This is a genomic window from Pseudomonas sp. S5D5 (genome assembly GCF_003013355.1).
In the GTDB taxonomy this organism is placed as follows: domain Bacteria; phylum Pseudomonadota; class Gammaproteobacteria; order Pseudomonadales; family Pseudomonadaceae; genus Aquipseudomonas; species Aquipseudomonas aylmerensis.
Window position 1 is genome coordinate 293798 of record NZ_PTEO01000001.1, and the last position, 25442, is coordinate 319239.

Sequence of the window (25442 nt, forward strand, 5' to 3'; positions counted from 1 at the left end):
TCATGCACAAGATTCTGATCAGTCGCTGCCTGCTTGGCCACAAGGTGCGCTATGACGGTGGGGCCAGCGGGCCGTTCGACCAACTGGCGGCATGGCAGGCCGAAGGCCGTGTGGTTGCGATCTGCCCCGAGGTCTCGGGTGGCCTGCCCACGCCGCGCCCGGCGGCCGAGATTGCGGGTGGGCAGGGCGTCGATGTGTGGGAAGGGCGCGCCCAAGTGCTGACGGCCGAGGGCGAGGACTTCAGCGCTGCCTTCCTCGACGGCGCCCGCCAGGCGCTGGCGCTGGTGCAGCGCCACAACATCCGCATCGCCATCCTCAAGGCCAATAGCCCATCCTGCGGCAACCTGCTGACCTACGACGGCAGCTTTACCGGCGTGAAAGTCAGCGGCGAAGGCGTGACCGCGGCGCTGCTCAGGCAGCATGGGGTGCAGGTGTTCAGTGAGCTGGAACTACCCGAAGCGGCCCAGGCGCTGAATCACCTGTAGGACCCGGCTGCCGGCGACCGCGGTGAATCAGCTGCAGAATGAGGTGACTGCTATCGCCAGCAAGCCGGCTCCTACAATTGGGGTTCCAGCCACTTCTGGGTCAGCGCATTCAATCGGCCATCGGCTTTCACGCGCTGCAACGCCTTGTCCAGGCTCGCCTTGAACGCCGGGTTGCCCTTCTGGAAGGGAATCGCCAGCTGCGGCTTTTCGAGGTAAGCCTCGCTGAAATCGAAACGATCCTGCAGCTCGGTAGTCATAGCGATATGGTTGATGGCCACGTCGTACTTGCCGGTTGCCACGCCTGGCAGCAGGTCGGTGTCATCGGTGGTGATGAACGAGGGGCGTACATCCATTTCCTTGGCCAATTGCTCGCCAAGTTCCACTTCGAAGCCGGTGAGTTTGTCGCCTTCCTTGAAGTTGAACGGCGGGGTGTTGGCTTCGAGCGCGATGCGCAGTTCGCCGCGATCAAACACATCATCAACCAGTTCGGCGTGAGCCAAAGGGCTCATGAGGGGAAGCAAAAGTAACAGGCCAGGCGAAAAGCGCATGGTCACTCCTAGAGATTTCGAATGTGCGAGGCGCCGTTCAGCATCGCTTTGCTATGGTGTTGAGTGCCTTGGACAGCAATTTGTCGCTAAGTTGTCATAACCGAACAGATTTCCTGGAAAAACTGGAGAAGCGAATGAAAGCCTTATTGTCCCGTGCCACCCTGGCCAGCCTGCTGCTGGGTGCTTCGATGTTGGCCACTGCCGCCGACGGTATCCCGCGCAGCGCGCCACCTGAAGGCGCCAAGGTATTTATCGTGTCGCCAAAAGACGGCGCCACCGTGGATAAAACCTTTACCGTAAAATTCGGCATGGAAGGTCTGAAACTGGCTCCGGCTACCAGCCAGGATCCAGGTACCGGCCACCACCATCTGCTGGTCGACCAGAAAGAACTGCCTGACGCCAGCGTGCCGATCCCCGCCACCGACACTGTGATTCACTACGGCAAGGCCCAGACCGAAACCGAACTGACCCTCACCCCAGGCAAGCACACGCTGCAACTCGTAGCTGGCGACAAACTGCACATGCAGTTCAACCCGACTGTAGCGTCGAAAGTCATCACGGTTAACGTCAAGTAAGATTTGTTCAGACAAAAAAATGGGAGACCCCTGCGGGTCTCCCATTTTTTTGTGCAGCGTTTGCAGCGTTAGAACAACACGCGGCTACGAATCGTGCCGTTGATGTGCTGCAGCTTCTCTTGTGCCAGGTCCGAGTACTCGGCGTCGACGTCGATCACCACGTAGCCAACCTTCTCGTTGGTCTGCAGGAACTGACCGGAGATGTTGATGCCGTTTTCCGCGAAGACCTTGTTGATCTCCATCATCACGCCAGGGATGTTCTGGTGGATGTGCAGCAGGCGGTGCTTGCCAGGGTGAGCCGGCAGCGCCACTTCCGGGAAGTTGACGGAGGACACCGACGTACCGTTGTCGCTGTACTTGACCAGCTTCTCCGACACTTCCAGGCCGATGTTGGCTTGGGCTTCAGCGGTGGAACCGCCGATGTGCGGGGTCAGGATCACGTTGTCCAGGCCACGCAGCGGGCTTTCGAAGATGTCGTCGTTGGAGCGTGGCTCCACCGGGAACACGTCGATGGCGGCGCCGATCAGGTGCTTGTCCTTGATCGCGTCGGCCAGGGCGTCCAGCTCGACCACGGTGCCGCGTGCAGCGTTGATCAGGATGCCGCCTTTCTTGATGGCGCGGATTTCCTTCTCGCCGATCATCCACTGGGTCTCAGCGGTTTCCGGCACGTGCAGGGTGACGATATCGGACATGCCCAGCAGCTCGGTCAGGCTCGCCACTTGGGTGGCGTTGCCCAACGGCAGCTTGGTCAGGGTGTCGTAGAAGAACACCTGCATGCCCAGGCCTTCAGCCAGGACCGACAGTTGGGTGCCGATCGAGCCGTAACCGACGATACCCAGCTTCTTGCCCCGGATTTCGAAGGAGTTGGCTGCGCTCTTGATCCAGCCGCCACGGTGGCAGGAAGCGTTCTTCTCAGGGATACCGCGCAACAGCAGGATCGCCTCGGCCAGCACCAGTTCAGCGACGGAACGGGTGTTGGAGTACGGGGCGTTGAACACCGCGATGCCGCGCTCGCGCGCTGCATTGAGGTCGACCTGGTTGGTGCCGATGCAGAAACAGCCGACCGCCACGAGTTTCTTGGCGTGGTCGAAGATCTCTTCGGTCAGCTGAGTGCGGGAGCGAATGCCGATAAAGTGCGCGTCGGCGATCTTTTCCTTGAGCTGGGCTTCCGGCAGAGAACTGGTGATGTACTCAATGCTGGAGTACCCGGCGGCCTTCAGAACGTCGACGGCCGATGGGTGGACGCCTTCCAGAAGAAGGAACTTGATCTTGCTCTTATCGAGAGAAGTCTTGCTCATCTGCGTAAACCTGTATCCCGGAGAAAAATGGCAGGGAATCGGATCGCTTAAGCTGACCCGGACGGCAGGAAAGCCGTCACCGCAGAAACGCCCTTGGGCTCTGTCCTGCGGGGGCGGTATGCTAGCATACGCGCCCCGCTAAACACTCATTCCTGCGACGTGAAGCGTTCTCAGGATGACCATGAATTGTTCGAGAGTTCTGTCGATGACCCATCCTGCCCTGATTGATGAGCTAAAGACCCTGGTTGAGCCCGGCAAAGTGCTGACCGATGCCGACTCCCTGGAGGCTTACGGCAAGGATTGGACCAAGCACTTCGCCCCTGCGCCGACCGCCATCGTGTTCCCCAAGACCATCGAGCAGGTGCAGGCTATCGTTCGTTGGGCCAATGCACACAAGGTCGCGCTGGTGCCGTCCGGTGGTCGTACCGGGCTGTCGGCCGCTGCCGTGGCGGCGAATGGCGAGGTGGTGGTGTCGTTCGACTACATGAACCAGATCCTCGACCTCAACCTCACCGACCGCACCGCCGTGTGCCAGCCGGGCGTGGTCACCAAGCAATTGCAGAACGCCGCCGAAGAGAAAGGCCTGTACTACCCGGTGGACTTCGCGTCGTCCGGCTCCAGCCAGATTGGCGGCAATATCGGCACCAATGCCGGCGGGATCAAGGTCATTCGCTACGGCATGACCCGTAACTGGGTGGCCGGCATGAAAGTCGTCACCGGCAAGGGCGACGTACTGGAGCTGAACCGCGACCTGATCAAGAACGCCACCGGCTACGACATGCGCCAGCTGTTCATCGGCGCCGAAGGCACCCTGGGCTTTGTGGTCGAAGCCACCATGCGCCTGGACCGGGCGCCGAAAAACCTCACCGCCATGGTGCTCGGTACTACCGATTTCGACTCGATCATGCCGGTACTGCATGCGTTCCAGAGCAAGCTGGACCTGACGGCCTTCGAATTCTTTTCCGACAAGGCCCTGGCCAAGGTCATGGGCCGTGGCGACGTGCCGGCGCCGTTCGACACCGAGTGCCCGTTCTACGCGTTGCTGGAATTTGAAGCCACCACCGAAGAAGTCGCCAACCATGCGCTGGAAACCTTCGAGCATTGCGTCGAGCAGGGCTGGGTGCTGGACGGCGTGATGAGCCAGAGCGAAACCCAGCTGCACAACCTGTGGAAGCTGCGCGAGTACATCTCCGAGACGATTTCGCATTGGACCCCATACAAGAACGATATCTCGGTGACTGTCTCCAAAGTGCCGGCGTTCTTGAAGGAAATTGATGCGATCGTCGGTGAACACTACCCGGACTTCGAAATCGTCTGGTTCGGTCACATCGGCGACGGCAACCTGCACTTGAACATCCTCAAGCCGGAAAACCTCAGCAAGGATGAGTTCTTCGCCAAGTGCGCCACCGTCAACAAGTGGGTGTTCGAGACCGTCGAGAAGTACAACGGCTCGATCTCCGCCGAGCATGGCGTGGGCATGACCAAGCGCGACTACCTGACCTACAGCCGTTCGCCGGTTGAAATCGAATACATGAAGGCCGTCAAGGCGGTGTTCGACCCGAACGGGATCATGAACCCCGGCAAGATCTTCGCTGTTTAATCGCCCTGAAGGAGTCGTTCCATGAGCTACCAGCACAAGTATGTCGACGGCACCAACATCCACTTTCCTGTGGGTAAAGTGGTGTGTATCGGGCGCAACTACGCCGAACATGCCAAGGAACTGGATAACCCGGTGCCGACCGAGCCGCTGCTGTTCATCAAGCCGGGCAGCTGCGTGGTACCGCTTGAAGGCGGTTTCAGCATTCCGACCGAGCGCGGTTCGGTGCATTACGAAGCCGAAATCGCGGTGCTGATCGGCAAGCCCCTGTCGACCAAGCCCAGCCGCGAAGAGGTGCTGGACGCCATTTCCGGCTTCGCCCCGGCCCTGGACCTGACCCTGCGCGACAAGCAGGCCGAGCTGAAAGCCAAGGGCCTGCCGTGGGAAATCGCCAAGTCCTTCGATGGCGCGGCGGTGATCGCGCCGTTTGTGGTCGGCAGCACGTTCCCGGACGTCACCGATATCGGCATCCGCCTGAGCATCAATGGCGAAGTGCGCCAGGATGGCAACAGCTCGCAGATGCTCAACCCGATCATCCCGATGATCCAGCACATGGCCGGCTGCTTCTCGCTGCAGGCCGGCGACGTGATCCTCACCGGCACCCCTGCCGGCGTCGGCCCGTTGAATGTCGGTGATGAGCTGGTGCTGGAACTGACCGGCGTGAACCGCTTCGAAAGCAGCGTTCGCTAACCAGGCGCGGTCAACAATGTGGGAGCCGGGCTTGCCCGCGATGACGGTGTGTCAGTCAGCTTGAGTGTTGATTGACCCACCGTCATGGCGGGCAAGCCCGGCTCCCACAAGTGTTTGTGGGAGCCTGAAATTCAAGTTTTTGCATTTTTTTCACACGCCATCCGGATAATCCTCAGCCTCCAGCGCGCGGGCCCGTTGATCCTGTGCTAATCCCTAAAGCTGAATTTCCGGAAAAGCGTTCAATGGCCGTGCCTCTGCCCTCTGCTACTTCCAAGCCGCGTTCTCGCTTTGCCTTGCGCTGGTATTCCTGGCTTTTCCTGGCGGGGGCGATCGTGTACGGCGTTTCCTGGGCCATGCACTGGGACGATCGCGGCCTGCTGTGGGTGCTGGAACGCTTTGAGACCCCGGCCGAGCGCCAGGAGAGTGTGTGGCTGCCGGATTACCATGCGGTGATCGATGGCAAGTTGTTGCCTGGCATGGAGAAGGACGAAGCTTCGGACGTCTCCTACAACCCACAGACCAAAACCCTGTTTTCCGTGATGGGCAAGAACCCCTTCCTCGCCGAACTGAGCCTGCAGGGCGATGTGCTGCGCAAGATGCCGCTCAATGGCTGGGACAATCCGGAAGGCGTGACAGTGATGGAAAATGGCCTGCTGGCGGTCGTCGATGAGCGCCAGCACACGCTCACCATCGTCAAGGTCGACGCGACCACCCAGCAATTGAACAAGGCCGATTTCCCGACGTACGACCTCGGCCCGTCCAAAGACCAGAACAAGGCCTTCGAAGGCATCACCTGGGACAAGCGCAACCAGCAGCTGATCCTGGGCGAAGAGCGTCCGCCGGCGTTGTTCACCTGGAAAAGCGATGGCAGCCAGACCCTGACGGGCGATAAGCAAAAGCTGGCGAGTAAAGAGTTGGACATGCGCAACCTCTCGGCCCTGGCTATCGACCCGCGTACCGGGCACTTGCTGGTGCTCTCGGCCGACTCCCACCTGTTGCTGGAGCTGGATGAAAAGGGCGAGCAAGTCAGCTTCATGACCCTGCTCGGCGGTTTCAACGGGCTGAAGAAAACCATTCCACGGGCGGAGGGGGTGACCATGGACGAGGACGGCACGTTGTACATGGTCAGTGAGCCAAATCTGTTTTATCGTTTCGAAAAACAGAAATAGCAGACAAATTACGTCGGATATTTCTCTATCAGCGGCATTCGCCAGACACCGGGGTGCGTTTAAGTTTAAATTCAGACAGGCGTGATATTCATTCGCCACTTTTGACTTTGAGCTCGCCCGATGCGCCGACTTGCCCGTCCCAAACCTCTATTCTTCGTGCTCGCGCTGATCGCCCTGATCAGTGCCGGGGCCGTTGCGCAGCATTTTCGTCTGTTCGAGCGCGCCTGGTTCAACTGGCAGGCCTGGCGCCAGCCGACCGATGAGCGCTCGATCGGCCTGGCCGATTACCGGGTGGTCCTGGAAGCCCAGGTTATCGACGGGCTCGACGACGACGTCTCGGCCCTCACCTACGATCCGCTGCGCAAAAGCCTGTTTACCGTCACCAATAAAAATGCCGAGCTGATCGAGCTGTCCCTTCAAGGCAAGATTTTGCGGCGTATCCCGTTGGTGGGATTTGGCGATGCCGAGGCGGTGGAGTTCATCAGTGACAACATCTATGTCATCAGCGACGAGCGCCAGCAGCGCCTGATCAAGGTGCATGTGGATGACGACACCAAATTCCTCGACGCCGCCGATGCGGAACAGATGACCCTGGGCTTGCATGTGGGTGGCAACAAGGGCTTCGAGGGGCTGGCCTACGATTCTGTCGGCAAGCGCCTGTTCGTGGCCAAGGAGCGCGACCCGATGCTGATCTATGAGGTCCACGGCTTCCCGCATTTCAAACCGGAAAAAACCTACTCGGTGCATGTGATCAACAACCCCAAGCGTGACGCCGGGCTGTTTGTGCGCGACCTGTCGAGCCTGCAATACGACGAGCGCAGCGGTCACTTGCTGGCGCTCTCGGATGAGTCGTTCCTGGTGTTGGAGCTGGATATCGACGGTCGCCCGCTGAGCAGCCTGTCGCTGCTCAACGGGCGCCATGGCCTGAAGAAGCGGGTGCCGCAGGCCGAGGGGATCGCCATGGATGACGAGGGCACGTTGTACCTGGTCAGCGAGCCGAACCTGTTCTACGTGTTCAAGAAACCCCTTCCCTGAAGTACCGCAGGACCAATGTGGGAGCGGGCTTGCTCGCGAAAGCGGTGGTGCAGTTGAAGAATCTTTCACTGACACACTGCTTTCGCGAGCAAGCCCGCTCCCACATTGAGTAACGCGTCAGGCCTTGAGGGTTTTCACGCCCTCGGGGGTGCCCAGCAGCAGTACATCGGCTGGGCGCGCGGCGAACAGGCCATTGGTGACCACGCCGACGATTGCATTGATCTGCGTCTCCAGCTCCACCGGGTTGGTGATCTGCATGTTGAACACGTCGAGGATGATGTTGCCGTTGTCGGTCAACACGCCTTCGCGGTACACCGGGTCGCCGCCCAGCTTCACCAGCTCGCGGGCCACGTGGCTGCGGGCCATCGGGATCACTTCCACCGGCAGCGGGAACGCGCCGAGTACCGGCACCAGCTTGCTGGCGTCGGCGATGCAGATGAAGGTCTTGGCCACGGCCGCGACGATCTTCTCGCGGGTCAGGGCCGCACCGCCGCCCTTGATCAGGTTCAGGTGCGCGTCGCTTTCATCGGCGCCGTCGACGTAGAACTCCAGGTCGCTCACGGTGTTGAGCTCGTACACCGGAATGCCATGGCCCTTGAGGCGAGCGGCGGTGGCTTCGGAGCTGGCCACGGCGCCATCGAACGCGCCCTTGTGCTGGGCCAGTGCATCGATGAAGCAGTTGGCAGTGGAGCCGGTGCCGACACCGACGATGCTCTTGTCGTCGAGTTTGGGAAGGATTAAATCGACGGCGGCCTGGGCCACTGCCTGTTTGAGTTGATCCTGGGTCATGCGGGCTCCGGAACGGGCGGGGAGTAAAAGAGGGGCGCGAGTATACCCCAACAAACCTTGGGATTCGTGTGGTCTCCCGGCCAAACGCTGGGTTAGACTCCTTGGCCCTGCCCAACCCGCCCAGTGATGCCTGCCGATGCTTGAACAGTACGTCAAAAAGATCCTCACCTCGCGCGTCTACGACGTTGCCGTAGAAACCCCGCTGCAGACCGCCCGCCAGCTTTCCGAGCGCCTTGGCAACAAGGTCTGGCTCAAGCGCGAAGACCTGCAGCCGGTGTTCTCGTTCAAGATTCGCGGCGCCTACAACAAGCTGACCCAACTGACGGCCGAGGAGCGCGCGCGTGGCGTGGTCACCGCGTCGGCGGGCAACCATGCCCAGGGCCTGGCCCTGGCGGCCAAGGTGCTGGGGGTCAAGGCGACTATCGTGATGCCCAAGACCACTCCGGAAATCAAGGTCGAAGGCGTGCGCTCGCGGGGCGGCAAAGTGGTGCTGCACGGTGATTCCTTTCCGGAAGCCCTGGCCTACTCGCTGAAACTGGTCGACGAAAAAGGCTACGTCTACATCCACCCCTACGATGATCCGCACACCATTGCCGGGCAGGGCACCGTGGCGATGGAAATCCTGCGCCAGCACCCGGGGCCGCTGGACGCGATTTTCGTGCCGGTGGGCGGCGGCGGGCTGATCGCCGGCATCGCGGCGTACGTGAAATACCTGCGCCCGGAAATCAAGATCATCGGCGTCGAGCCGGACGACTCCAACTGCCTGCAGGCCGCCATGGCCGCGGGTGAGCGCGTGGTCTTGCCGACCGTGGGCATCTTTGCCGACGGCGTGGCGGTGGCGCAGATCGGCCAGCACACCTTCGACATCTGCAAAGACTACGTAGATGAAGTGATCACCGTCAGCACGGATGAAATCTGCGCGGCGATCAAGGATATCTACGACGACACCCGTTCCATCACCGAGCCGGCGGGCGCGCTGGGCGTGGCGGGGATCAAGAAGTACGTGGAGACCCGTGGCGTCACCGGGCAGACCCTGGTGGCCATCGACTCCGGCGCCAACGTCAACTTCGACCGCCTGCGCCATGTGGCCGAGCGCGCCGAGCTGGGTGAAGGCCGTGAAGCCATCATCGCCGTGACCATTCCCGAGAAGCCGGGCAGCTTCAAGGCGTTCTGCGAGGCTGTGGGCAAGCGCCAGATCACCGAATTCAACTACCGCTACCACTCCGGCAGCGAGGCGCACATCTTCGTTGGCGTGCAGACGCATCCGGAAAACGACCCGCGCAGCGCGCTGATCGCCAGTCTTACCAGCAAAGGCTTCCCGGTGCTGGACCTGACCGAGAACGAACTGGCCAAGTTGCACATTCGCCACATGGTCGGCGGGCATGCGGCCCAGGTCAGTGATGAAGTGGTGCTGCGCTTTGAATTCCCGGAGCGTCCGGGGGCCTTGTTCAACTTTCTTAACAAATTGGGCGGGCGCTGGAACATCTCGATGTTCCACTATCGCAACCACGGCGCAGCAGACGGCCGTGTGGTCGCCGGCCTGCAGGTTCCGGCGGACGAGCGTCACCTGGTGCCGGCAGCGCTTGAAGCGATCGGCTACCCGTACTGGGATGAAAGTGATAACCCGGCCTACAAACTGTTCCTCGGTTGAGCGACTACGCTGATGGGGGCGGCCTTTAAGGAAGACGAGACATGGAAACCCTGACCACCCTGAAAGTTATCCACATCACCGCCACGGTCCTGCTGCTGCTCAGCGGCCTCGGCCTGGCGTTGCTGGCCTGGCGCAAACGCAGCGCCGGCCCGGCGGTGACCGTGCAGCGCCCGTGGGCGTTCGTATGGTTGTTGATGGGGATTTGCCTGCTGAGCATGCCATTCACCGGCTGGTGGCTGGTGCACCTGATCGGCTGGCCACTGGGGCAGACCTGGATCCTGGGCTCCAGCATTCTCTATACCGTGGCGGCGCTGGCCTGGTTCTGGTTGGTGGCACGGCTCAATCGCCTGCGCAAAGGCGAGGGCGGCAGTTTGAATTTCACCCTGGTGCTGGCGGTGGTCAGCCTGGTGGGGTTCGTGGCGATTGCGGGGTTGATGGGGGCCAAGCCGGTCTAGGGCTCCAGGCGGTTACTCTGACAAGTAGGCCTTTTTGTGGTGAGCGGGCTTGCCCCGCGTTGGGCTGCGAAGCAGCCCCGATGCAGGCACAGCTGTTTTCCTGATCAAACCGGGTAGCCAGTTCAGGGCCGCTTCGCAGCCCAACGCGGGTGCAAGCCCGCTCACCACAGGGGTATCAGTTGCGCAGGGTGATGACTGGCCAGCCGCGCTTCTCGGCTTCAGCGCGCAGATTCGGATCCGGATCCACTGCCACCGGATGCGTCACCTGCTCCAGCAGCGGCAGGTCATTCATCGAGTCGCTATAGAAGTAGCTGTCTTGCAGGGTGTACCCGGTTTCTTCCAGCCAGCGATTCAGGCGCGTCACCTTGCCTTCGCGAAAGCACGGCACATCGGTGCTGCGCCCGGTGTAGCGGCCGTTTTCCATCTCGCATTCGGTGGCGATCAGGGTTTCCACGCCCAGGCGTGCGGCAATCGGCGCAGTGACGAAGCGGTTGGTGGCGGTAATGATCACCAACTTGTCACCGGCGGCGCGGTGCCTGGCCAGCAGCTCTACGGCCAGCGGCAGGATGATCGGCTCGATGCAGTCGCGCATATAGTCGTTGTGCCATTCCTGCAACTGGGCCATCTCGGTACGGCCGAGGATTTCCAGGCAGAAGTTCAGGTAGGCAGCGTTGTCCAGCTTGCCGGCCAGGTAATCCTGGTAGAACTCGTCGTTGCGGGCCTTGTAGGCCACCGGGTCGAGAATCCCGCGCTCGCACAGGTAATCGCCCCAGGCGTGGTCGCTGTCACCGCCGAGAAGGGTGTTGTCCAAGTCGAATAAAGCCAGGCGCATTGCAGTTACTCGCTGAAAAGTCTGTAAAAAGGCGTCCAGAATACGGTCTTTTCACAAGAGTGCACATAAGGTAAGAAGCCTCGTTGCCGCTTCAGCAACCTTTGTGGAACAATGCGGCGACATGCGTTTGCGAGGTTGTTGCCGTGATCGACCCCGATGGTTTCCGTCCTAATGTCGGGATTATTCTTACGAATGATGCCGGACAGGTGCTATGGGCTCGCCGAATCAACCAAGATGCCTGGCAGTTTCCTCAAGGCGGAATCAACCCCGATGAAACCCCTGAAGACGCCTTGTACCGTGAGTTGAATGAAGAAGTCGGCCTTGAGCGCGAAGATGTGCAAATTCTGGCCTGTACCCGTGGCTGGTTGCGCTATCGTTTGCCGCAACGCCTGGTGCGTACCCACAGCCAACCGCTGTGCATCGGCCAGAAGCAGAAATGGTTTCTCCTGCGCCTGATCTCCAACGAGCAGCGGGTGCGGATGGATTTGACCGGTAAACCGGAGTTCGATGGCTGGCGCTGGGTCAGCTATTGGTACCCGTTGGGCCAGGTGGTGACATTCAAGCGCGAGGTTTATCGTCGCGCTCTCAAAGAGCTTGCCCCGCGCCTTTTAGCGCGCGACTGACGACGGAGTTCGACCCCGAGCCATGCTCAATACGCTGCGCAAGATCGTCCAGGAAGTTAACTCCGCCAAGGATCTCAAGGCGGCGTTGGGGATTATTGTGTTGCGCGTCAAGGAAGCCATGGGCAGCCAGGTCTGCTCGGTTTACCTGCTGGACCCCGAGACCAACCGTTTTGTGCTGATGGCCACCGAGGGCTTGAACAAGCGCTCCATCGGCAAGGTCAGCATGGCGCCCAATGAAGGTCTGGTGGGCCTGGTGGGGACGCGTGAAGAACCCCTGAACCTTGAAAACGCCGCCGATCACCCGCGTTATCGCTACTTTGCCGAAACCGGCGAAGAGCGCTACGCCTCGTTCCTCGGCGCACCGATCATTCACCACCGCCGCGTTGTCGGCGTGTTGGTCATCCAGCAAAAAGAACGCCGCCAGTTCGACGAAGGTGAAGAAGCCTTCCTCGTGACCATGAGCGCGCAGCTCGCCGGGGTTATTGCCCACGCCGAGGCCACCGGCTCGATTCGCGGCCTGGGGCGCCAGGGCAAGGGCATCCAGGAAGCCAAGTTCGTCGGCGTGCCGGGTTCGCCGGGTGCGGCGGTCGGTACCGCCGTGGTCATGCTGCCGCCGGCCGACCTGGATGTGGTGCCGGACAAGACCGTCGATGACATCGACGCTGAAATCAAACTGTTCAAGACTGCCCTGGAAGGCGTGCGCGCCGACATGCGCAACCTGTCGACCAAGCTGGCCACGCAGTTGCGCCCTGAAGAACGCGCGCTGTTCGACGTGTACCAGATGATGCTCGACGACGCGTCCCTGGGTAACGAAGTCAAGACAGTGATCAAGACCGGCCAGTGGGCCCAGGGCGCGCTGCGCCAGGTGGTCACCGATCACGTCAACCGTTTCGAATTGATGGACGACGCCTACCTGCGCGAACGGGCCTCGGATGTGCGTGACCTCGGTCGCCGTCTGCTGGCCTACCTGCAGGAAGACCGCACCACCAACCTGGTCTACCCAGACAACACCATCCTGATCAGTGAAGAACTGACCGCGACCATGCTCGGCGAAGTGCCGGAAGGCAAGTTGGTGGGCCTGGTCTCGGTACTGGGTTCGGGTAACTCCCACGTCGCGATCCTGGCCCGGGCCATGGGCATCCCGACGGTGATGGGCCTGGTGGACCTGCCGTATTCCAAGGTCGACGGCATCGACATGATCGTCGATGGCCATCGCGGTGAAGTCTTCACCAACCCCAGCGAAGTGCTGCGCAAGCAATACGCCGAGGTGGTCGAGGAAGAGAAACAACTGGCGCTGGGCCTCGACTCGTTGCGCGAGTTGCCGTGCGTGACCCTCGATGGCCACCGCGTGCCGCTGCTGGTCAACACCGGCCTGCTCGCCGATGTGGCCCGTGCGCAGCAGCGCGGTGCTGAAGGTGTGGGGCTGTACCGCACCGAAGTGCCGTTCATGATCAACCAGCGTTTCCCGAGTGAGAAGGAGCAGCTGGCGATTTATCGCGAGCAACTGTCCGCCTTCCACCCGTTACCGGTGACGATGCGCAGCCTGGACATCGGCGGCGACAAGTCACTGTCGTATTTCCCGATCAAGGAAGACAACCCCTTCCTCGGCTGGCGCGGTATCCGCGTCACCCTCGACCATCCTGAAATCTTCCTGGTGCAGACCCGCGCCATGCTCAAGGCCAGCGAGGGCCTGAACAACCTGCGCATTCTGCTGCCGATGATCTCCGGCACCCATGAGCTGGAAGAGGCCCTGCACCTGATCCACCGTGCCTGGGGCGAAGTGCGCGACGAAGGCGCCGACGTGCCGATGCCGCCGATCGGCGTGATGATCGAGATTCCGGCAGCGGTGTACCAGGCCAAGGAGCTGGCGCGCCAGGTGGACTTCCTGTCGGTGGGCTCCAATGACCTGACCCAGTACCTGCTGGCCGTGGACCGTAACAACCCACGGGTGGCCGACCTCTACGACTACCTGCACCCGGCGGTGCTGCAAGCCCTGCAGCACGTGGTGCGCGACGCCCATGCCGAAGGCAAGCCGGTGAGTATCTGCGGTGAAATGGCCGGCGACCCGGCGGCGGCGGTGCTGTTGATGGCGATGGGCTTTGACAGCCTGTCGATGAACGCCACCAACCTGCCGAAGGTGAAGTGGATGCTGCGCCAAGTCGAACTGAGCATGGCCAAGGACCTGCTGGCGGAGTTGATGACCATCGACAACCCGCAAGTTATCCACAGTTCGCTGCAGTTGGCGCTGAAGAACCTGGGGCTGACGCGGATGATCAACCCGGCTTCTGCCAAGACCCTCTAGACATCGCTGGCAAGCCAGCTCCTACCGTTGGAATGCATTCCCCTGTAGGAGCCGGCTTGCCGGCGATGGCGCCAATCCAGGCGCCGTCAAATACTCAGTTCCACCTCACCCAAACGTCCCCCGTGCGGGCCGAAACTGCGCTCCACCATCCGCCGCGTGCCGTCGGCATTCACAATCAACGCCGTACTCGCCCTTGTCCCGTAGCTGGGACTCGCAATAAACACGCTCGACAACAGGCTCTCGGTCGCCAGTCCCACGCCGGTATCCGGCAAGTCGGCAAACGGCGCGGTCTGCGGGTCGCTCAAGATTGCCAGCAAGGCCTCCGGCTGCGGATCGTCCAGCAACTCGCTCAGTGCTGCCTTGGCCTTGAGCAACTTGGGCCACGGCGTGTCCAGTCCTGCGTTGGATAATCCATAAATCCCAGCCTTCAACTGCGTCGGCTCGGTGTGGTTGGCGTTGTAATGCCACAACGCATCCCGCGTGCCCACCAGCAGGTTGAAGCCGGCATATTCAATCGAACGTCCGTTAACGTCGGCCAGATATTGGTCAATCGGCAGCGATCCGCTGAGAAAACGCGACACCAGTTCGCCGCGCGATTTGCGTGCCGGCGGCTGATGCGGGTCGCGGATATTGGTCAGGGCGGCAAACCGCCCATCGGCATTGACCCCTAGCCAGGTGCCACCCGCTTCCTGGTCGCGGCCGGCGTAGATAGCTGGCGCATCCGGCCACTGGGCCAGCGGCAGGCTGGGGCGGGCGTAGAACTCATCGCGGTTGGCCGCGACGATCAGCGGTTGGGCGTGGCCCGGCCGCCAGGCGAAAACAATCAGGCACATCAGGCGATTCCCTTTTGTGTTTTTAGCCACTCTACCCATACAGGCAGCGGCGTTCCATCGTATCCAGTTGGGTCGCATGCCTTCCATCCGTTAACATGCCGGACTTGGTTTGGGGGCTCCCATGGAATTTCTCCTGTATTTGCTACTCGGCGCCTGTGCGGGCGTGCTCGCCGGGCTGTTTGGCGTGGGCGGCGGGATCATCATCGTGCCGGTGCTGGTGTTCAGCTTTACCTTGCAGGGCTTCGACCCGCAGGTGCTGACGCACCTGGCCGTGGGCACGTCCCTGGCGACGATTATCTTCACCTCGGTGAATGCCGTGCGTGAGCACCACCGGCGTGGCGCGGTGCGTTGGCCGATCTTCCTGTGGATGACCTTGGGCATCCTGATCGGCGCCGGTTTTGGTGCGCTGACCGCCGAGGCGATTTCCGGCCCGCATCTGCAGAAGATCATTGGGGTGTTTGCCCTGCTGGTGGCCGTGCAACTGGCCCTGGAGGTCAAGCCCAAGGCCAGCCGCACGGTGCCGGGCAAGGTCGGCCTGACCGTAGCCGGCTCGGTGATCGGCTGGGCCTCGGCGATTTTCGGGATTGGCGGCGGCTCGCTGACCGTGCCGTTCTTGACCTGGCGCAGCGTGCCGATGCAGCAGGCGGTGGCCACTTCATCGGCCTGTGGCCTGCCGATTGCCGTGGCCAGTGCATTAAGTTTCATGATTCTGGGCTGGCATGACCCGCTCTTGCCCGCTCATAGTCTAGGGTTCGTGTATTTGCCGGCGCTGCTGGGCATCGCCCTGACCAGCATGGTGTTCGCCCGCTTCGGCGCACGCCTGGCACATCGGTTGTCGCCGCGTTTGCTCAAGCGGCTGTTCGCCGGATTGTTGTTTTGCGTCGGTTTAAACTTTTTGTTGTAACGCAGGCTTAATCGCGCACGGGCATGGTCCGGTCGCACTATCGAATGATTAACGAGGAGTCGCAATGCTGCCTTACCCGCAGATCGACCCGGTGGCCCTGGCCATCGGTCCGCTGAAAATCCACTGGTACGGGTTGATGTACCTGATCGGCATCGGCGGGGCCTGGCTGCTGGCCTCCCGCCGCCTGAACCGTTTCGACCCGACCTGGACCAAGGAGAAGCTCTCCGACATGGTGTTCTGGCTGTCGATGGGCGTCATCGTCGGCGGGCGACTGGGGTATGTGCTGTTCTACGATCTGTCGGCGTACATCGCCAACCCGACGCTGATCTTTGAAGTGTGGAAGGGCGGCATGGCGTTCCACGGTGGGTTCATCGGTGTGATGATCGCCGCCTGGTGGTTCGGCCGTCGCAATGGCAAGTCGTTCTTCCAGCTGATGGACTTCGTCGCGCCGATGGTGCCGATCGGCCTGGGCGCCGGGCGGATTGGCAACTTCATCAATGCCGAACTGTGGGGCAAGCCGACCGACGTGCCGTGGGCCATGGTGTTCCCACCGTTCAGCGACCCGGCGCAACTGCCGCGCCATCCGTCGCAGCTGTACCAGTTCGCCCTGGAAGGTGTGGCACTGTTCCTCATTCTGTACATCTTCTCGCGCAAGCCACGCCCAACCATGGCAGTGTCGGGGATGTTCGCGCTGTTCTATGGGATCTTCCGTTTCATCGTCGAGTTCGTGCGCGTGCCGGATGCGCAGCTGGGCTACCTGGCGTGGGGCTGGGTGACCATGGGCCAGATCCTCAGCCTGCCGATGATCCTCGGCGGCCTGGGCCTGTTGTGGTGGGCCTACAACCGTCCACAGCCGATCAAGAACACCGCGCTTTAAATTCGAACGCCGGGGCCAGGAGGTCTCGGCTTCAACGATACGGGTAAACACATGAAGCAATATCTCGAACTACTGAACGACGTCGTGACCAATGGCCTGACCAAGGGCGATCGCACCGGCACCGGCACCAAGGCCGTGTTCGCCCGTCAGTATCGGCATAACTTGGCCGACGGCTTCCCGCTGCTGACCACCAAGAAGCTTCACTTCAAAAGCATCGCCAACGAATTGATCTGGATGTTGAGCGGCAACACCAACATCAAGTGGCTGAACGAAAACGGCGTGCGTATCTGGGACGAATGGGCCACCGAAGACGGCGACCTGGGCCCGGTGTACGGCGAGCAGTGGACCGCCTGGCCGACCAAGGACGGCGGCACGATTAACCAGATCGACTACATGGTCCACACGCTCAAGACCAACCCCAACAGCCGCCGCATCCTGTTCCACGGCTGGAACGTCGAGTACCTGCCCGACGAAACCAAGAGCCCGCAGGAAAACGCGCGCAACGGCAAGCAAGCCCTGCCGCCGTGCCACTTGCTGTACCAGGCGTTCGTGCATGACGGTCATCTGTCGATGCAGCTGTATATTCGCAGCTCCGACGTGTTCCTCGGCCTGCCGTACAACACTGCCGCACTGGCGTTGCTGACCCATATGCTGGCCCAGCAGTGCGACCTGATCCCGCACGAGATCATTGTCACCACCGGCGACACCCATGCCTACAGCAACCACATGGAGCAGATCCGCACCCAGCTCGCGCGCACGCCGAAGAAGCTGCCGGAGCTGGTGATCAAGCGTAAGCCTGCGTCGATCTACGACTATAAGTTCGAGGACTTCGAGATCGTGGGCTACGACGCTGATCCGAGCATCAAGGCTGACGTCGCCATTTAAAAACTGCCTTGGTCTGAACTGTGGGAGCTGGCTTGCCTGCGATAGCGGTATATCAGTCACCTATCGGGTGCTGACACACCGCTATCGCAGGCAAGCCAGCTCCCACATTGGGTTCTGTGTTCGCTTGAGTTAATGCCCGTGGCTTCGGCCCACGTGTGAAGGCTCGGCCTCGCTGGCCAGCACGCTTCCGCTGACCTCCAGCCGCTGCAATATCCCGCATTCTGGCCCGCCGCCACAGCGCTGGCGCAGGTCCAGCAGTTGTTCCTGCAGCGCCAACAGCCCGTCGATCCGCGCTTTCACGTGGTGGATATGCTCGTCGATCAACGCATTCACGCTTTCGCACTGGTCCTGTGGGCTGTCGCGCAGCCCCAGCAGGCTGCGGATTTCCTCGAGGGTCATGTCGAGGCTGCGGCAGTTGCGGATAAAGACCAGCCGCTCGCTGTGCGCCTGGGTGTACACGCGGTAGTTGGCCTCGGTGCGCGCCGGCGGCGGCAGCAGGCCTTCCTTCTCGTAATAACGGATGGTTTCCACCGGGCAGTCGGTCAGTTTGGCCAGTTCGCCGATCTTCATCGCAGCAATCTCCAAATGGGTGCTTGACCCTATAGTGGCTACAGGGTCTTTACTTGGCAACAGGCACCTTACGGACGCGACCTGATGAGCGATTCCCTGCACACCCCGCATAAGCACGACCACAAGCATGACCATGATCATGATCATGGCCCGAAGAAACTCACCCCCGTGCACGACCACGGCCACGGCGGTTCCTGCTGCTCCGGCGCACCCGCACCCGCGCCTGCGCTGGTGCAACTGAGCGAGGCGCCGACTGCCGGTTCGCGCCTGAGTACCTTCCGCATCGAAGCCATGGACTGCCCCACCGAGCAGACGCTGATCCAGAACAAACTGGGCAAGCTCGCCGGCGTGCAGCAGCTGGAATTCAACCTCATCAACCGGATCCTTGGCGTCACCCACGATCTGTCGAGCACCACGCCGATCATCGACGCCATCAAATCCATCGGCATGCAGGCCGACCCCATCGAAGAAGGTGCCCCGGCCGCCGCGCCGCCCGCCAAGAAACATTGGTGGCCGCTGGCGGTGTCCGGCGTCGGCGCGCTGGCCGCCGAAGTGCTGCACTTCACCCATGCCGCGCCGACCTGGGTGATTGCCGTGGTGGCGCTGGTCTCGATCCTCAGCGGCGGCCTGACCACCTATAAAAAGGGCTGGATTGCCCTGAAAAACCTCAACTTGAACATCAACGCCTTGATGAGCATCGCGGTGACCGGTGCGGTGTTGATTGGCCAGTGGCCAGAAGCGGCGATGGTGATGTTCCTGTTCACCGTGGCCGAGTTGATCGAAGCCAAGTCCCTGGACCGTGCGCGCAACGCCATCAGTGGCTTGATGCAAATGACTCCGGAACAGGCCACCGTGCAACAGGCCGATGGCAGCTGGCTGGAACTAGAGGTTAAAAGTATCGATCTTGGCGCGATCGTGCGGGTAAAGCCCGGCGAGCGCATCGGCCTCGACGGTGAAGTCACCGCTGGCCAATCCACCATCGACCAGGCGCCGATCACCGGTGAAAGCCTGCCGATTGAAAAGACCGTGGGCGACAAATTGTTCGCCGGCACCATCAACCAGGCCGGTTCGCTGGAGTACAAGGTCACCGCAGCGGCCAATCAATCCACGCTGGCGCGGATCATCCACGCGGTGGAACAGGCCCAGGGCGCACGCGCGCCGACCCAGCGGTTTGTCGACAGCTTCTCGAAGGTCTACACCCCGGCGGTATTCCTGTTTGCTCTGGGCGTGGCGCTGGTCCCGCCGCTGTTCATGGCCGGCGCCTGGTTCGACTGGATCTACCGCGCACTGGTGCTGCTGGTCGTGGCGTGCCCCTGTGCTTTGGTGATCTCCACCCCGGTGACGATCGTCAGTGGCCTGGCGGCAGCGGCGCGCAAAGGTATCCTGATCAAGGGCGGCGTGTACCTGGAGGGCGGTTACAAACTTGACTACCTGGCCCTCGACAAGACCGGCACGATCACCCACGGCAAGCCGGTGCAAACCGATTACCTGGCGCTGTTCCCTAACGTCGAGGTCAGTGCCCCGGCGCTGGCCGCCAGTTTGGCCGGGCGTTCCGACCACCCGGTGTCGCGGGCGATTGCCAACGCGGCGGTGGATAAAAACCTGCCGAGCCACCCTGTGGATAACTTCGAGGCCCTGGCCGGCCGTGGGGTACGCGGCGATATCAATGGCCAGACCTACCACTTGGGCAACCACCGCCTGGTCGAAGACCTGGGCCTGTGCTCGCCGGAGCTGGAAGAAAAACTCTTCGCCCTGGAAAAACAAGGCAAGTCCGTGGTGCTGCTGCTCGACAAATCCGGCCCGCTGGCGCTGTTCGCCGTGGCCGACACGGTCAAGGACAGCAGCCGTGAAGCCATCCAGCAGCTGCACGCGCTGGGTATCAAGACCCTGATGCTTACCGGCGACAACACCCACACCGCCCAGGCCATCGCGGCCCAGGTCGGCATCGATCAGGCCCAGGGCGACCTGCTGCCCACCGACAAGCTGCAAGCCATCGAAACCCTGTATGGCCAGGGTCATCGGGTCGGCATGGTCGGTGATGGCATCAACGACGCCCCGGCCCTGGCGCGCGCCGAGATCGGTTTTGCCATGGCGGCAGCGGGCACCGATACCGCCATCGAGACCGCCGACGTGGCGTTGATGGACGATGATTTGCGCAAGATTCCGGCTTTCATTCGGCTCTCCCGGCAAACGTCGAGTATCCTCAGGCAGAACATCACCCTGGCGCTGGTGATCAAGGCGATCTTCCTGGTGGTCACCTTCCTGGGGCTGGCCACCATGTGGATGGCGGTGTTCGCCGACATGGGCGTGGCCCTGCTGGTGGTGTTCAATGGCCTGCGCCTGTTGCGCAAATAGACGATGAGAGGGTGGTGTGCTGAGTGCCGAGTTGAAGGCGTTTTTCATGGTCGCCCGCCTGGGCAGCATTACCCAGGCGGCGAAAAAACTCGGCCTGAGCCAGCCCACGGTCACTACCCAGATTCGTAACCTGGAAAGCCAGTACGGCGTCGAGCTGTTCTACCGCGGCGGGCGCCGCCTCACTGTCAGTGACGAGGGCGCGCGCTTGCTGCCGATGGTCAAGGCGTTGTTGCAGCAGGAAGCCGACATCGAGTTTTTCCTGCGCAACAGCGGCCAGGTCCAGGGCGCGCTGAGGATTGCCGCCACCGCGCCGTACTACATTCTCGACCTGGTCAAAGCCTTTCGCGAACGCCTGCCTCAGGTGGAGGTGTCAGTGGAAATCGGCAACTCCCAGCAAGTGCTCGAAGCGCTCGACGATTACCGCGTCGATGTCGCCGCCTCCTCGCAACTGCTGGAAGACCCGCGCCTGATCCGCCGCGTACTGGGCACCGACCCGCTGGTGCTGGCGGTACACCGCAACCATCCGCTGGCCAAGCTTGATCATGTGCCGCTGACGGTGTTGGCCGGGCACACCTTGTTGATGCGCGAAGCGGGCTCGACCACGCGGCGGCTGACCGAAGAGATGCTGCAAGGCGCGGGCGTGAGTTACGGGCCATTGCTGGAAATCGGTAGCCGTGAGTCGATCCGCGAGGCGGTGCTGCGCAATATTGGTATCAGCATCATTGCCCGCCAGGAAGTGCCCCATGACCCGCAGCTGCGGGTGCTGACTATCGAGAATGCGCCGCAGATTCCGGAGTATTTGTACTGCCTCAAGGAAAGAAAATCGGCTCGCCTACCAGCGGCGTTTCTGGGGTTGGCGCAGGAAATGTCGCCGCTCTGAGTTTTTGGGTGGGGTTGACGGGCCTCTCCGCGGGCAAGCCCGCTCCCACGGTTGACCGAGTTCCAACATGAGAATGAGGTCCAAATGTGGGAGCGGGCTTACCCGCGAAAGCGCTACAGCCGGCGACGCATCCCTATGAGGCCTACCCAAATCCACCAATACCACTATCACTCCCTTTTGCCTTTCTGCCACACGAGGGACGCATTGGCTGCCTAGCATGGCCTTCATCCGTTTGATGAGGTGCCTTGCATGAACACAGCCCTGACCCAACCCGGCGCACCGATGAAGGTGCGCGGTATCCAGAAACGCTTCGGCGCCTTTACCGCGCTGGACAACGTGTCCCTGGACGTCGCCGCCGGCGAGCTGGTGTGCCTGCTGGGCCCGTCCGGCTGCGGCAAGACGACCTTGCTGCGCTGCATCGCCGGCCTGGAACGCCAGGACAGCGGCGAACTTTACCTGGGCAGCCGCGACGTTTCCCTGCTGCCACCCCAGGCGCGGGACTACGGCATTCTGTTCCAGTCCTACGCGTTGTTCCCCAACCTGACCGTCGAAGCGAATATCGGCTACGGCCTCACCGGCAGTGGCCGCGATGAAGTGCGCAAGCGCGTCGGCCAGATGCTCGAATTGGTCGGCCTGGTCGGCAGTGAAAAAAAGTACCCCGGCCAACTCTCCGGTGGTCAACAGCAACGCGTCGCCCTGGCCCGTGCGCTGGCGCCCGCGCCGTCGTTGCTGCTGCTGGACGAGCCGATGTCGGCCCTCGACGCCCGTGTGCGCGAGCATTTGTGCACCGAGTTGCGTCAGCTGCAGCGGCGCCTGGGCATCACCACGCTGATGGTCACCCACAACCAGGACGAAGCCATGCTGATGGCCGACCGCATCGCCGTGATGAACAACGGCAAGGTCGAGCAATACGCCACGCCGCAGGAAATCTACGACCGCCCGGCCACGCCGTTTGTGGCGGAGTTTGTCGGCCAGGGCAATTGGCTGCCCTTCAGCCGCAACAGTGTCAGCCATGCCCAGGTGGGCGGGATGAACATGCGCCTGGCCGATGATGCCGGCGTGGCCCGCTCCGGCCGTTTGTTCTGCCGCCCGGAAGCGATCAATGTGAATCCGCCGGTGCATGAAGAAAACCTGTTCCCGGCCAAGGTCCGCGAGATCACCTTCCTCGGCAATCGCTGCCGCATGAGCTTTGAGCTGGAGCAACTGCCCGGTCATCCGCTGCTCGCCGAACTCGCCCCGGAAGCCATGCCGCGCCTGGGCGCCCAGGACATCTGGGTGGCGTTGCCGCCCCGCAGCCTGCAGGTGTTTGCCTGAGATGGCGGCCGTGATGACTCTGCCCACCGCGCGACAGGTGTCCCACGCCGAACGGGGCGACCGCATTTTCGTGGTCGGCGGCAAACTGGTGTGGCTGTTACTGCTGGGCATCGCCGTGTTGCTGCCGTTGCTGGCGATCTTCTGGCGCGGCTTCAGCAGCGAGGCCGGGCAGGGCGGTGGCCTGGTCGCGGCGCGGGAATTGGTCACCAGCGATAACTTCCACTGGCTGCTGGGCAATAGCCTGAAGGTGTCCCTCAGCGTGGCGGCCATTGTCGTACCGCTGGCCTACCTGTTTGCCTACGCGCTGCAACGCACCTTGATTCCCGGCAAGGCTATTTGGCGTGGCCTGTCGTTGCTGCCGTTGATGGCGCCGTCGATGCTACCGGGCATTGCGCTGGTCTATCTGTTCGGCAACCAGGGCATGCTGCGCGGGATGCTCTCGGACAATATCTACGGCTTCTGGGGCATTGTGCTCGGTGAGGTGATCTACACCTTCCCACACGCCTTGATGATCCTGCTGTCAGCGCTTTCCCTGGCGGACGCGCGACTGTTTGATGCAGCCTCAAGCATGGGCGCCAGCCCGGCACGAGCGTTTCGCAGTATCACCTGGCCGGCCACGCGCCAGGCGGTGTTCGCCGCGTTCTGCCTGGTGTTCACCCTGACCATCACCGACTTCGGCGTGCCCGTGGTGGTCGGCGGCGATTACCAGGTGCTGGCGCTGGAGGCCTACAAGGCGGTAGTCGGCCAGCAGCAATTCGGTCGCGGTGCATTGATCGGCATGGTGTTACTGCTGCCGGCGCTGTTCAGCTTTGGCGTGGATGCCTGGTTGCGCCGTCGTCATGGCGATTCCATGAGCGGCCGCGCCCAGGTCTTCCGGCCGGCGCCGTCGCGCACCAGAGACGGCTGCTACCTGGCCATCGTGCTGCTGATCTGCGCGGTGTTGCTGCTGGTGTTCGGCATGGCGGTGTATTCGTCGCTGGTGAAGTTCTGGCCGTACAACCTGTCGCTGTCGCTCAACCACTACCAGTTCGAAGACACGGCCGGCGGCGGCTGGCTGGCCTATCGCAACAGCCTGACGATGGCCCTGTGCACCGCGTTGATCGGCAGCGTGCTGATTTTCACCGGCGCCTACCTGATGGAAAAGACCAAGGGCCAGAAAGGCCTGAACCTGGCGCTGCGCATGCTCAGCTTTGTGCCGATGGCCGTGCCGGGGCTGGTGCTGGGCCTGGGCTACGTGTTCTTTTTCAATCTCAACGGCAACCCGTTGCATGTGTTCTACGGGACGATGACGTTGTTGGTGGTGTGCACCATTGCTCACTATTTGACCACTGCACAGATGACCGCCACCACCGCGCTGCGCCAGCTCGACGCCGAGTTCGAAGCGGCCGCGCTGTCGCTCAAGGCGCCGCTGTACCGCCACTACCTGCGCGTGACGGTGCCGATCTGCCTGCCGGCGCTGCTGGACATCGTGCGTTACCTGTTTGTGTCGGCGATGACCACCGTGTCGGCCGCGATCTTCCTCTACAGCCCCGACACCATCCTCGCCGCCGTCGCCGTGTTGAACATGGACGACGCCGGCAACGTGGGCGGCGCCGCTGCCATGTCGACCCTGATCCTGTTCACCTCGGCCGGCGTCTCGCTGCTGCTGGCGTGGGCTTCACGTGGCGCGCTGCGCCGCTCCCAAGCCTGGCGCCAAAGCGCGCCGGGCCAATAAAACATCCCTGAAGGAGGTGCTCCATGTTCAAGCCCCTGGCGCTGGTCGCTGCCGTACTCACTGCATTCAGCCTGAATGCCTTCGCCAAGACCGAGCTGACCGTGTACACGGCCCTCGAAGCCGAGCAGTTGAAGACCTATAAGCAGGCGTTCGAAAAGGCCAACCCCGACGTCGAAATCAAATGGGTGCGCGACTCCACCGGCATCATCACGGCCAAGCTGCTGGCCGAGAAAGATCGCCCGCAAGCCGACGTAGTGTGGGGCCTGGCGGCCTCCAGCCTGGCGATCCTCGACCAGCAGGGCATGCTGGACAACTACGCGCCGAAGGACCTGGACAAGATCGGCAAGAATTACCGCGACGCTGCCAACCCGCCCGCCTGGGTCGGCATGGACGTGTGGGCCGCGACCATCTGCTTCAACACCGTCGAGGCCCAGAAGCAGGGGCTGACCAAGCCGGTGAGCTGGCAGGACCTGACCAAGCCCGAGTACAAGGGCAAGATCGTCATGCCTAACCCGGCGTCGTCCGGCACCGGCTTCCTGGATGTGAGCGCCTGGCTGCAGACCTTCGGCGAGAAGCAGGGCTGGCAGTACATGGACGACCTGCACCAGAACATTGGCCAGTACGTTCACTCCGGTTCCAAGCCGTGCAAGCTGGCGGCCTCGGGCGAGTTCCCGATCGGCATTTCCTTCGAATACCCGGCCGTGCAGTTGAAGCGCCAGGGCGCGCCGCTGGACATCATCCTGCCGAAAGAAGGCCTGGGCTGGGACATTGAAGCCACGGCGGTGATCAAGGGGACTGCCCACGCCGACGCGGCTAAAAAGCTCGCCGACTTCTCCGCCAGCGCAGCGGCGATGGACCTGTACAAGGACAACTTCGCCGTGCTCGCCCAGCCGGGTATTGCCAAGCCGCAGACCGAGTTGCCGGCCGACTACGAGCAGCGCCTGATCAAGAACGACTTCGCCTGGGCGTCGAAAAACCGCGACAGCATCCTGACCGAATGGCGCAAGCGCTATGACGGCAAGTCGGAAAAACAATAACCCCCTGATCATTCCCACGCTCTG

General features: G+C 62.0%; 24 protein-coding genes. 18 read left to right on the forward strand and 6 right to left on the reverse strand.

Annotated elements, in window-relative coordinates:
- The first annotated feature begins 2 nt into the window (after positions 1–2).
- Positions 3–485 (forward strand): DUF523 domain-containing protein, encoded by a 483-nt coding sequence (locus C9990_RS01365; RefSeq protein ID WP_065902264.1) that lies wholly within the window; start codon positions 3–5, stop codon positions 483–485.
- A gap of 71 nt (positions 486–556) precedes the next feature.
- On the opposite strand, the gene C9990_RS01370 is transcribed toward C9990_RS01365, so the two are convergent.
- Positions 557–1033 carry a transporter substrate-binding domain-containing protein gene (locus tag C9990_RS01370; protein ID WP_106802359.1) on the reverse strand — a complete coding sequence of 159 codons (477 nt, stop codon included), beginning with the start codon at positions 1031–1033 and terminating at the stop codon, positions 557–559.
- 134 nt (positions 1034–1167) lie between these two features.
- Here C9990_RS01370 and C9990_RS01375 point away from each other — a divergent pair, with 134 nt between their 5' ends.
- Positions 1168–1608, forward strand: coding sequence for a DUF4399 domain-containing protein (locus C9990_RS01375; protein ID WP_065902261.1), 441 nt, complete (start codon positions 1168–1170; stop codon positions 1606–1608).
- A gap of 68 nt (positions 1609–1676) precedes the next feature.
- Here C9990_RS01375 and serA read toward each other — a convergent pair whose 3' ends face one another.
- Positions 1677–2906, reverse strand: coding sequence for a phosphoglycerate dehydrogenase (gene serA / locus C9990_RS01380; protein WP_065902258.1), 1230 nt, complete (start codon positions 2904–2906; stop codon positions 1677–1679).
- A 205-nt stretch (positions 2907–3111) separates the two neighbouring features.
- On the opposite strand from serA, the gene C9990_RS01390 reads away from it, so the two are divergent.
- From C9990_RS01390 to C9990_RS01405, 4 genes are all read left to right on the forward strand, one after another.
- Complete coding sequence (locus C9990_RS01390; protein WP_065902256.1) at positions 3112–4506, forward strand: FAD-binding oxidoreductase; 1395 nt, start codon at positions 3112–3114, stop codon at positions 4504–4506.
- Positions 4507–4527: 21 nt separating this feature from the next.
- The gene (locus C9990_RS01395; protein ID WP_065902254.1) at positions 4528–5193 is read left to right on the forward strand and encodes a fumarylacetoacetate hydrolase family protein; all 666 of its coding nucleotides are present in this window, start codon (positions 4528–4530) and stop codon (positions 5191–5193) included.
- Between the two features lie 242 nt (positions 5194–5435).
- A complete protein-coding gene (locus C9990_RS01400; RefSeq protein WP_065902248.1) occupies positions 5436–6362 on the forward strand; it encodes an SdiA-regulated domain-containing protein in 927 nt (308 codons plus the stop codon).
- A gap of 120 nt (positions 6363–6482) precedes the next feature.
- Positions 6483–7397, forward strand: a complete 915-nt coding sequence (locus C9990_RS01405) for an SdiA-regulated domain-containing protein (RefSeq protein WP_106802360.1) — start codon at positions 6483–6485, stop codon at positions 7395–7397.
- 117 nt (positions 7398–7514) lie between these two features.
- Here the strand turns inward: C9990_RS01405 and rpiA are convergent, their stop codons facing one another.
- Positions 7515–8186 carry a ribose-5-phosphate isomerase RpiA gene (gene rpiA / locus C9990_RS01410; RefSeq protein WP_065902245.1) on the reverse strand — a complete coding sequence of 224 codons (672 nt, stop codon included), beginning with the start codon at positions 8184–8186 and terminating at the stop codon, positions 7515–7517.
- Positions 8187–8322: 136 nt separating this feature from the next.
- Here rpiA and ilvA point away from each other — a divergent pair, with 136 nt between their 5' ends.
- The gene (ilvA, locus tag C9990_RS01415) at positions 8323–9837 is read left to right on the forward strand and encodes a threonine ammonia-lyase, biosynthetic (RefSeq protein ID WP_065902242.1); all 1515 of its coding nucleotides are present in this window, start codon (positions 8323–8325) and stop codon (positions 9835–9837) included.
- A 41-nt stretch (positions 9838–9878) separates the two neighbouring features.
- Entirely contained in the window at positions 9879–10292 is a 414-nt protein-coding gene (locus tag C9990_RS01420) for a DUF2269 family protein (RefSeq protein ID WP_106802361.1), read from the forward strand.
- A 175-nt stretch (positions 10293–10467) separates the two neighbouring features.
- Here the strand turns inward: C9990_RS01420 and C9990_RS01425 are convergent, their stop codons facing one another.
- Entirely contained in the window at positions 10468–11124 is a 657-nt protein-coding gene (locus tag C9990_RS01425; RefSeq protein WP_065902238.1) for an HAD family phosphatase, read from the reverse strand.
- 143 nt (positions 11125–11267) lie between these two features.
- On the opposite strand from C9990_RS01425, the gene C9990_RS01430 reads away from it, so the two are divergent.
- Both C9990_RS01430 and ptsP read left to right on the forward strand, forming a co-directional pair.
- Complete coding sequence (locus C9990_RS01430; RefSeq protein WP_003176750.1) at positions 11268–11747, forward strand: RNA pyrophosphohydrolase; 480 nt, start codon at positions 11268–11270, stop codon at positions 11745–11747.
- 22 nt (positions 11748–11769) lie between these two features.
- Positions 11770–14049, forward strand: a complete 2280-nt coding sequence (gene ptsP / locus C9990_RS01435) for a phosphoenolpyruvate--protein phosphotransferase (RefSeq protein ID WP_065902236.1) — start codon at positions 11770–11772, stop codon at positions 14047–14049.
- 86 nt (positions 14050–14135) lie between these two features.
- On the opposite strand, the gene C9990_RS01440 is transcribed toward ptsP, so the two are convergent.
- Positions 14136–14882, reverse strand: a complete 747-nt coding sequence (locus C9990_RS01440; RefSeq protein WP_106802362.1) for an NRDE family protein — start codon at positions 14880–14882, stop codon at positions 14136–14138.
- Positions 14883–15003: 121 nt separating this feature from the next.
- Between C9990_RS01440 and C9990_RS01445 the strand changes: the two genes are divergently transcribed.
- The 3 genes from C9990_RS01445 to C9990_RS01455 all read left to right on the forward strand — a co-directional run bounded on the left by C9990_RS01445 (position 15004) and on the right by C9990_RS01455 (position 17548).
- Complete coding sequence (locus C9990_RS01445; protein ID WP_065902229.1) at positions 15004–15786, forward strand: sulfite exporter TauE/SafE family protein; 783 nt, start codon at positions 15004–15006, stop codon at positions 15784–15786.
- 64 nt (positions 15787–15850) lie between these two features.
- On the forward strand, positions 15851–16663 hold the full coding sequence (lgt, locus tag C9990_RS01450; RefSeq protein WP_065902226.1) for a prolipoprotein diacylglyceryl transferase: 813 nt from the start codon (positions 15851–15853) through the stop codon (positions 16661–16663).
- A 51-nt stretch (positions 16664–16714) separates the two neighbouring features.
- Positions 16715–17548 (forward strand): thymidylate synthase, encoded by an 834-nt coding sequence (locus C9990_RS01455; protein WP_010207295.1) that lies wholly within the window; start codon positions 16715–16717, stop codon positions 17546–17548.
- Between the two features lie 129 nt (positions 17549–17677).
- Here C9990_RS01455 and cadR read toward each other — a convergent pair whose 3' ends face one another.
- Positions 17678–18118 carry a Cd(II)/Pb(II)-responsive transcriptional regulator gene (gene cadR / locus C9990_RS01460; protein WP_065902224.1) on the reverse strand — a complete coding sequence of 147 codons (441 nt, stop codon included), beginning with the start codon at positions 18116–18118 and terminating at the stop codon, positions 17678–17680.
- An 84-nt stretch (positions 18119–18202) separates the two neighbouring features.
- On the opposite strand from cadR, the gene C9990_RS01465 reads away from it, so the two are divergent.
- The 5 genes from C9990_RS01465 (at position 18203) to C9990_RS01485 (ending at position 25418) form a co-directional block, all read left to right on the forward strand.
- Entirely contained in the window at positions 18203–20473 is a 2271-nt protein-coding gene (locus tag C9990_RS01465) for a heavy metal translocating P-type ATPase (protein WP_106802363.1), read from the forward strand.
- Between the two features lie 16 nt (positions 20474–20489).
- Positions 20490–21353: a LysR family transcriptional regulator gene (locus tag C9990_RS01470; protein ID WP_106802364.1), complete on the forward strand. Its 864-nt coding sequence runs from the start codon at positions 20490–20492 to the stop codon at positions 21351–21353.
- Positions 21354–21602: 249 nt separating this feature from the next.
- A complete protein-coding gene (locus C9990_RS01475) occupies positions 21603–22667 on the forward strand; it encodes a putative 2-aminoethylphosphonate ABC transporter ATP-binding protein (RefSeq protein ID WP_106802365.1) in 1065 nt (354 codons plus the stop codon).
- 1 nt (position 22668) lies between these two features.
- A complete protein-coding gene (locus C9990_RS01480) occupies positions 22669–24381 on the forward strand; it encodes a putative 2-aminoethylphosphonate ABC transporter permease subunit (RefSeq protein ID WP_106802366.1) in 1713 nt (570 codons plus the stop codon).
- Between the two features lie 23 nt (positions 24382–24404).
- The gene (locus tag C9990_RS01485; RefSeq protein WP_106802367.1) at positions 24405–25418 is read left to right on the forward strand and encodes a putative 2-aminoethylphosphonate ABC transporter substrate-binding protein; all 1014 of its coding nucleotides are present in this window, start codon (positions 24405–24407) and stop codon (positions 25416–25418) included.
- Positions 25419–25442: the final 24 nt, after the last annotated feature.

Excerpts from the sequence above, each read along its gene's own strand:
- C9990_RS01475 (WP_106802365.1), top strand. The coding sequence starts at position 21,603 with ATGAACACAGCCCTGACCCAACCCGGCGCACCGATGAAGGTGCGCGGT.
- C9990_RS01420 (WP_106802361.1), top strand. The coding sequence starts at position 9,879 with ATGGAAACCCTGACCACCCTGAAAGTTATCCACATCACCGCCACGGTC.
- ptsP (WP_065902236.1), top strand. The coding sequence starts at position 11,770 with ATGCTCAATACGCTGCGCAAGATCGTCCAGGAAGTTAACTCCGCCAAG.
- ilvA (WP_065902242.1), top strand. The coding sequence starts at position 8,323 with ATGCTTGAACAGTACGTCAAAAAGATCCTCACCTCGCGCGTCTACGAC.
- C9990_RS01465 (WP_106802363.1), top strand. The coding sequence starts at position 18,203 with ATGAGCGATTCCCTGCACACCCCGCATAAGCACGACCACAAGCATGAC.
- cadR (WP_065902224.1), bottom strand. The coding sequence starts at position 18,118 with ATGAAGATCGGCGAACTGGCCAAACTGACCGACTGCCCGGTGGAAACC.
- C9990_RS01375 (WP_065902261.1), top strand. The coding sequence starts at position 1,168 with ATGAAAGCCTTATTGTCCCGTGCCACCCTGGCCAGCCTGCTGCTGGGT.
- serA (WP_065902258.1), bottom strand. The coding sequence starts at position 2,906 with ATGAGCAAGACTTCTCTCGATAAGAGCAAGATCAAGTTCCTTCTTCTG.
- C9990_RS01395 (WP_065902254.1), top strand. The coding sequence starts at position 4,528 with ATGAGCTACCAGCACAAGTATGTCGACGGCACCAACATCCACTTTCCT.
- lgt (WP_065902226.1), top strand. The coding sequence starts at position 15,851 with ATGCTGCCTTACCCGCAGATCGACCCGGTGGCCCTGGCCATCGGTCCG.
- rpiA (WP_065902245.1), bottom strand. The coding sequence starts at position 8,186 with ATGACCCAGGATCAACTCAAACAGGCAGTGGCCCAGGCCGCCGTCGAT.
- C9990_RS01455 (WP_010207295.1), top strand. The coding sequence starts at position 16,715 with ATGAAGCAATATCTCGAACTACTGAACGACGTCGTGACCAATGGCCTG.
- C9990_RS01425 (WP_065902238.1), bottom strand. The coding sequence starts at position 11,124 with ATGCGCCTGGCTTTATTCGACTTGGACAACACCCTTCTCGGCGGTGAC.
- C9990_RS01440 (WP_106802362.1), bottom strand. The coding sequence starts at position 14,882 with ATGTGCCTGATTGTTTTCGCCTGGCGGCCGGGCCACGCCCAACCGCTG.
- C9990_RS01370 (WP_106802359.1), bottom strand. The coding sequence starts at position 1,033 with ATGCGCTTTTCGCCTGGCCTGTTACTTTTGCTTCCCCTCATGAGCCCT.
- C9990_RS01390 (WP_065902256.1), top strand. The coding sequence starts at position 3,112 with ATGACCCATCCTGCCCTGATTGATGAGCTAAAGACCCTGGTTGAGCCC.
- C9990_RS01485 (WP_106802367.1), top strand. The coding sequence starts at position 24,405 with ATGTTCAAGCCCCTGGCGCTGGTCGCTGCCGTACTCACTGCATTCAGC.
- C9990_RS01480 (WP_106802366.1), top strand. The coding sequence starts at position 22,669 with ATGGCGGCCGTGATGACTCTGCCCACCGCGCGACAGGTGTCCCACGCC.
- C9990_RS01400 (WP_065902248.1), top strand. The coding sequence starts at position 5,436 with ATGGCCGTGCCTCTGCCCTCTGCTACTTCCAAGCCGCGTTCTCGCTTT.
- C9990_RS01365 (WP_065902264.1), top strand. The coding sequence starts at position 3 with ATGCACAAGATTCTGATCAGTCGCTGCCTGCTTGGCCACAAGGTGCGC.
- C9990_RS01405 (WP_106802360.1), top strand. The coding sequence starts at position 6,483 with ATGCGCCGACTTGCCCGTCCCAAACCTCTATTCTTCGTGCTCGCGCTG.
- C9990_RS01445 (WP_065902229.1), top strand. The coding sequence starts at position 15,004 with ATGGAATTTCTCCTGTATTTGCTACTCGGCGCCTGTGCGGGCGTGCTC.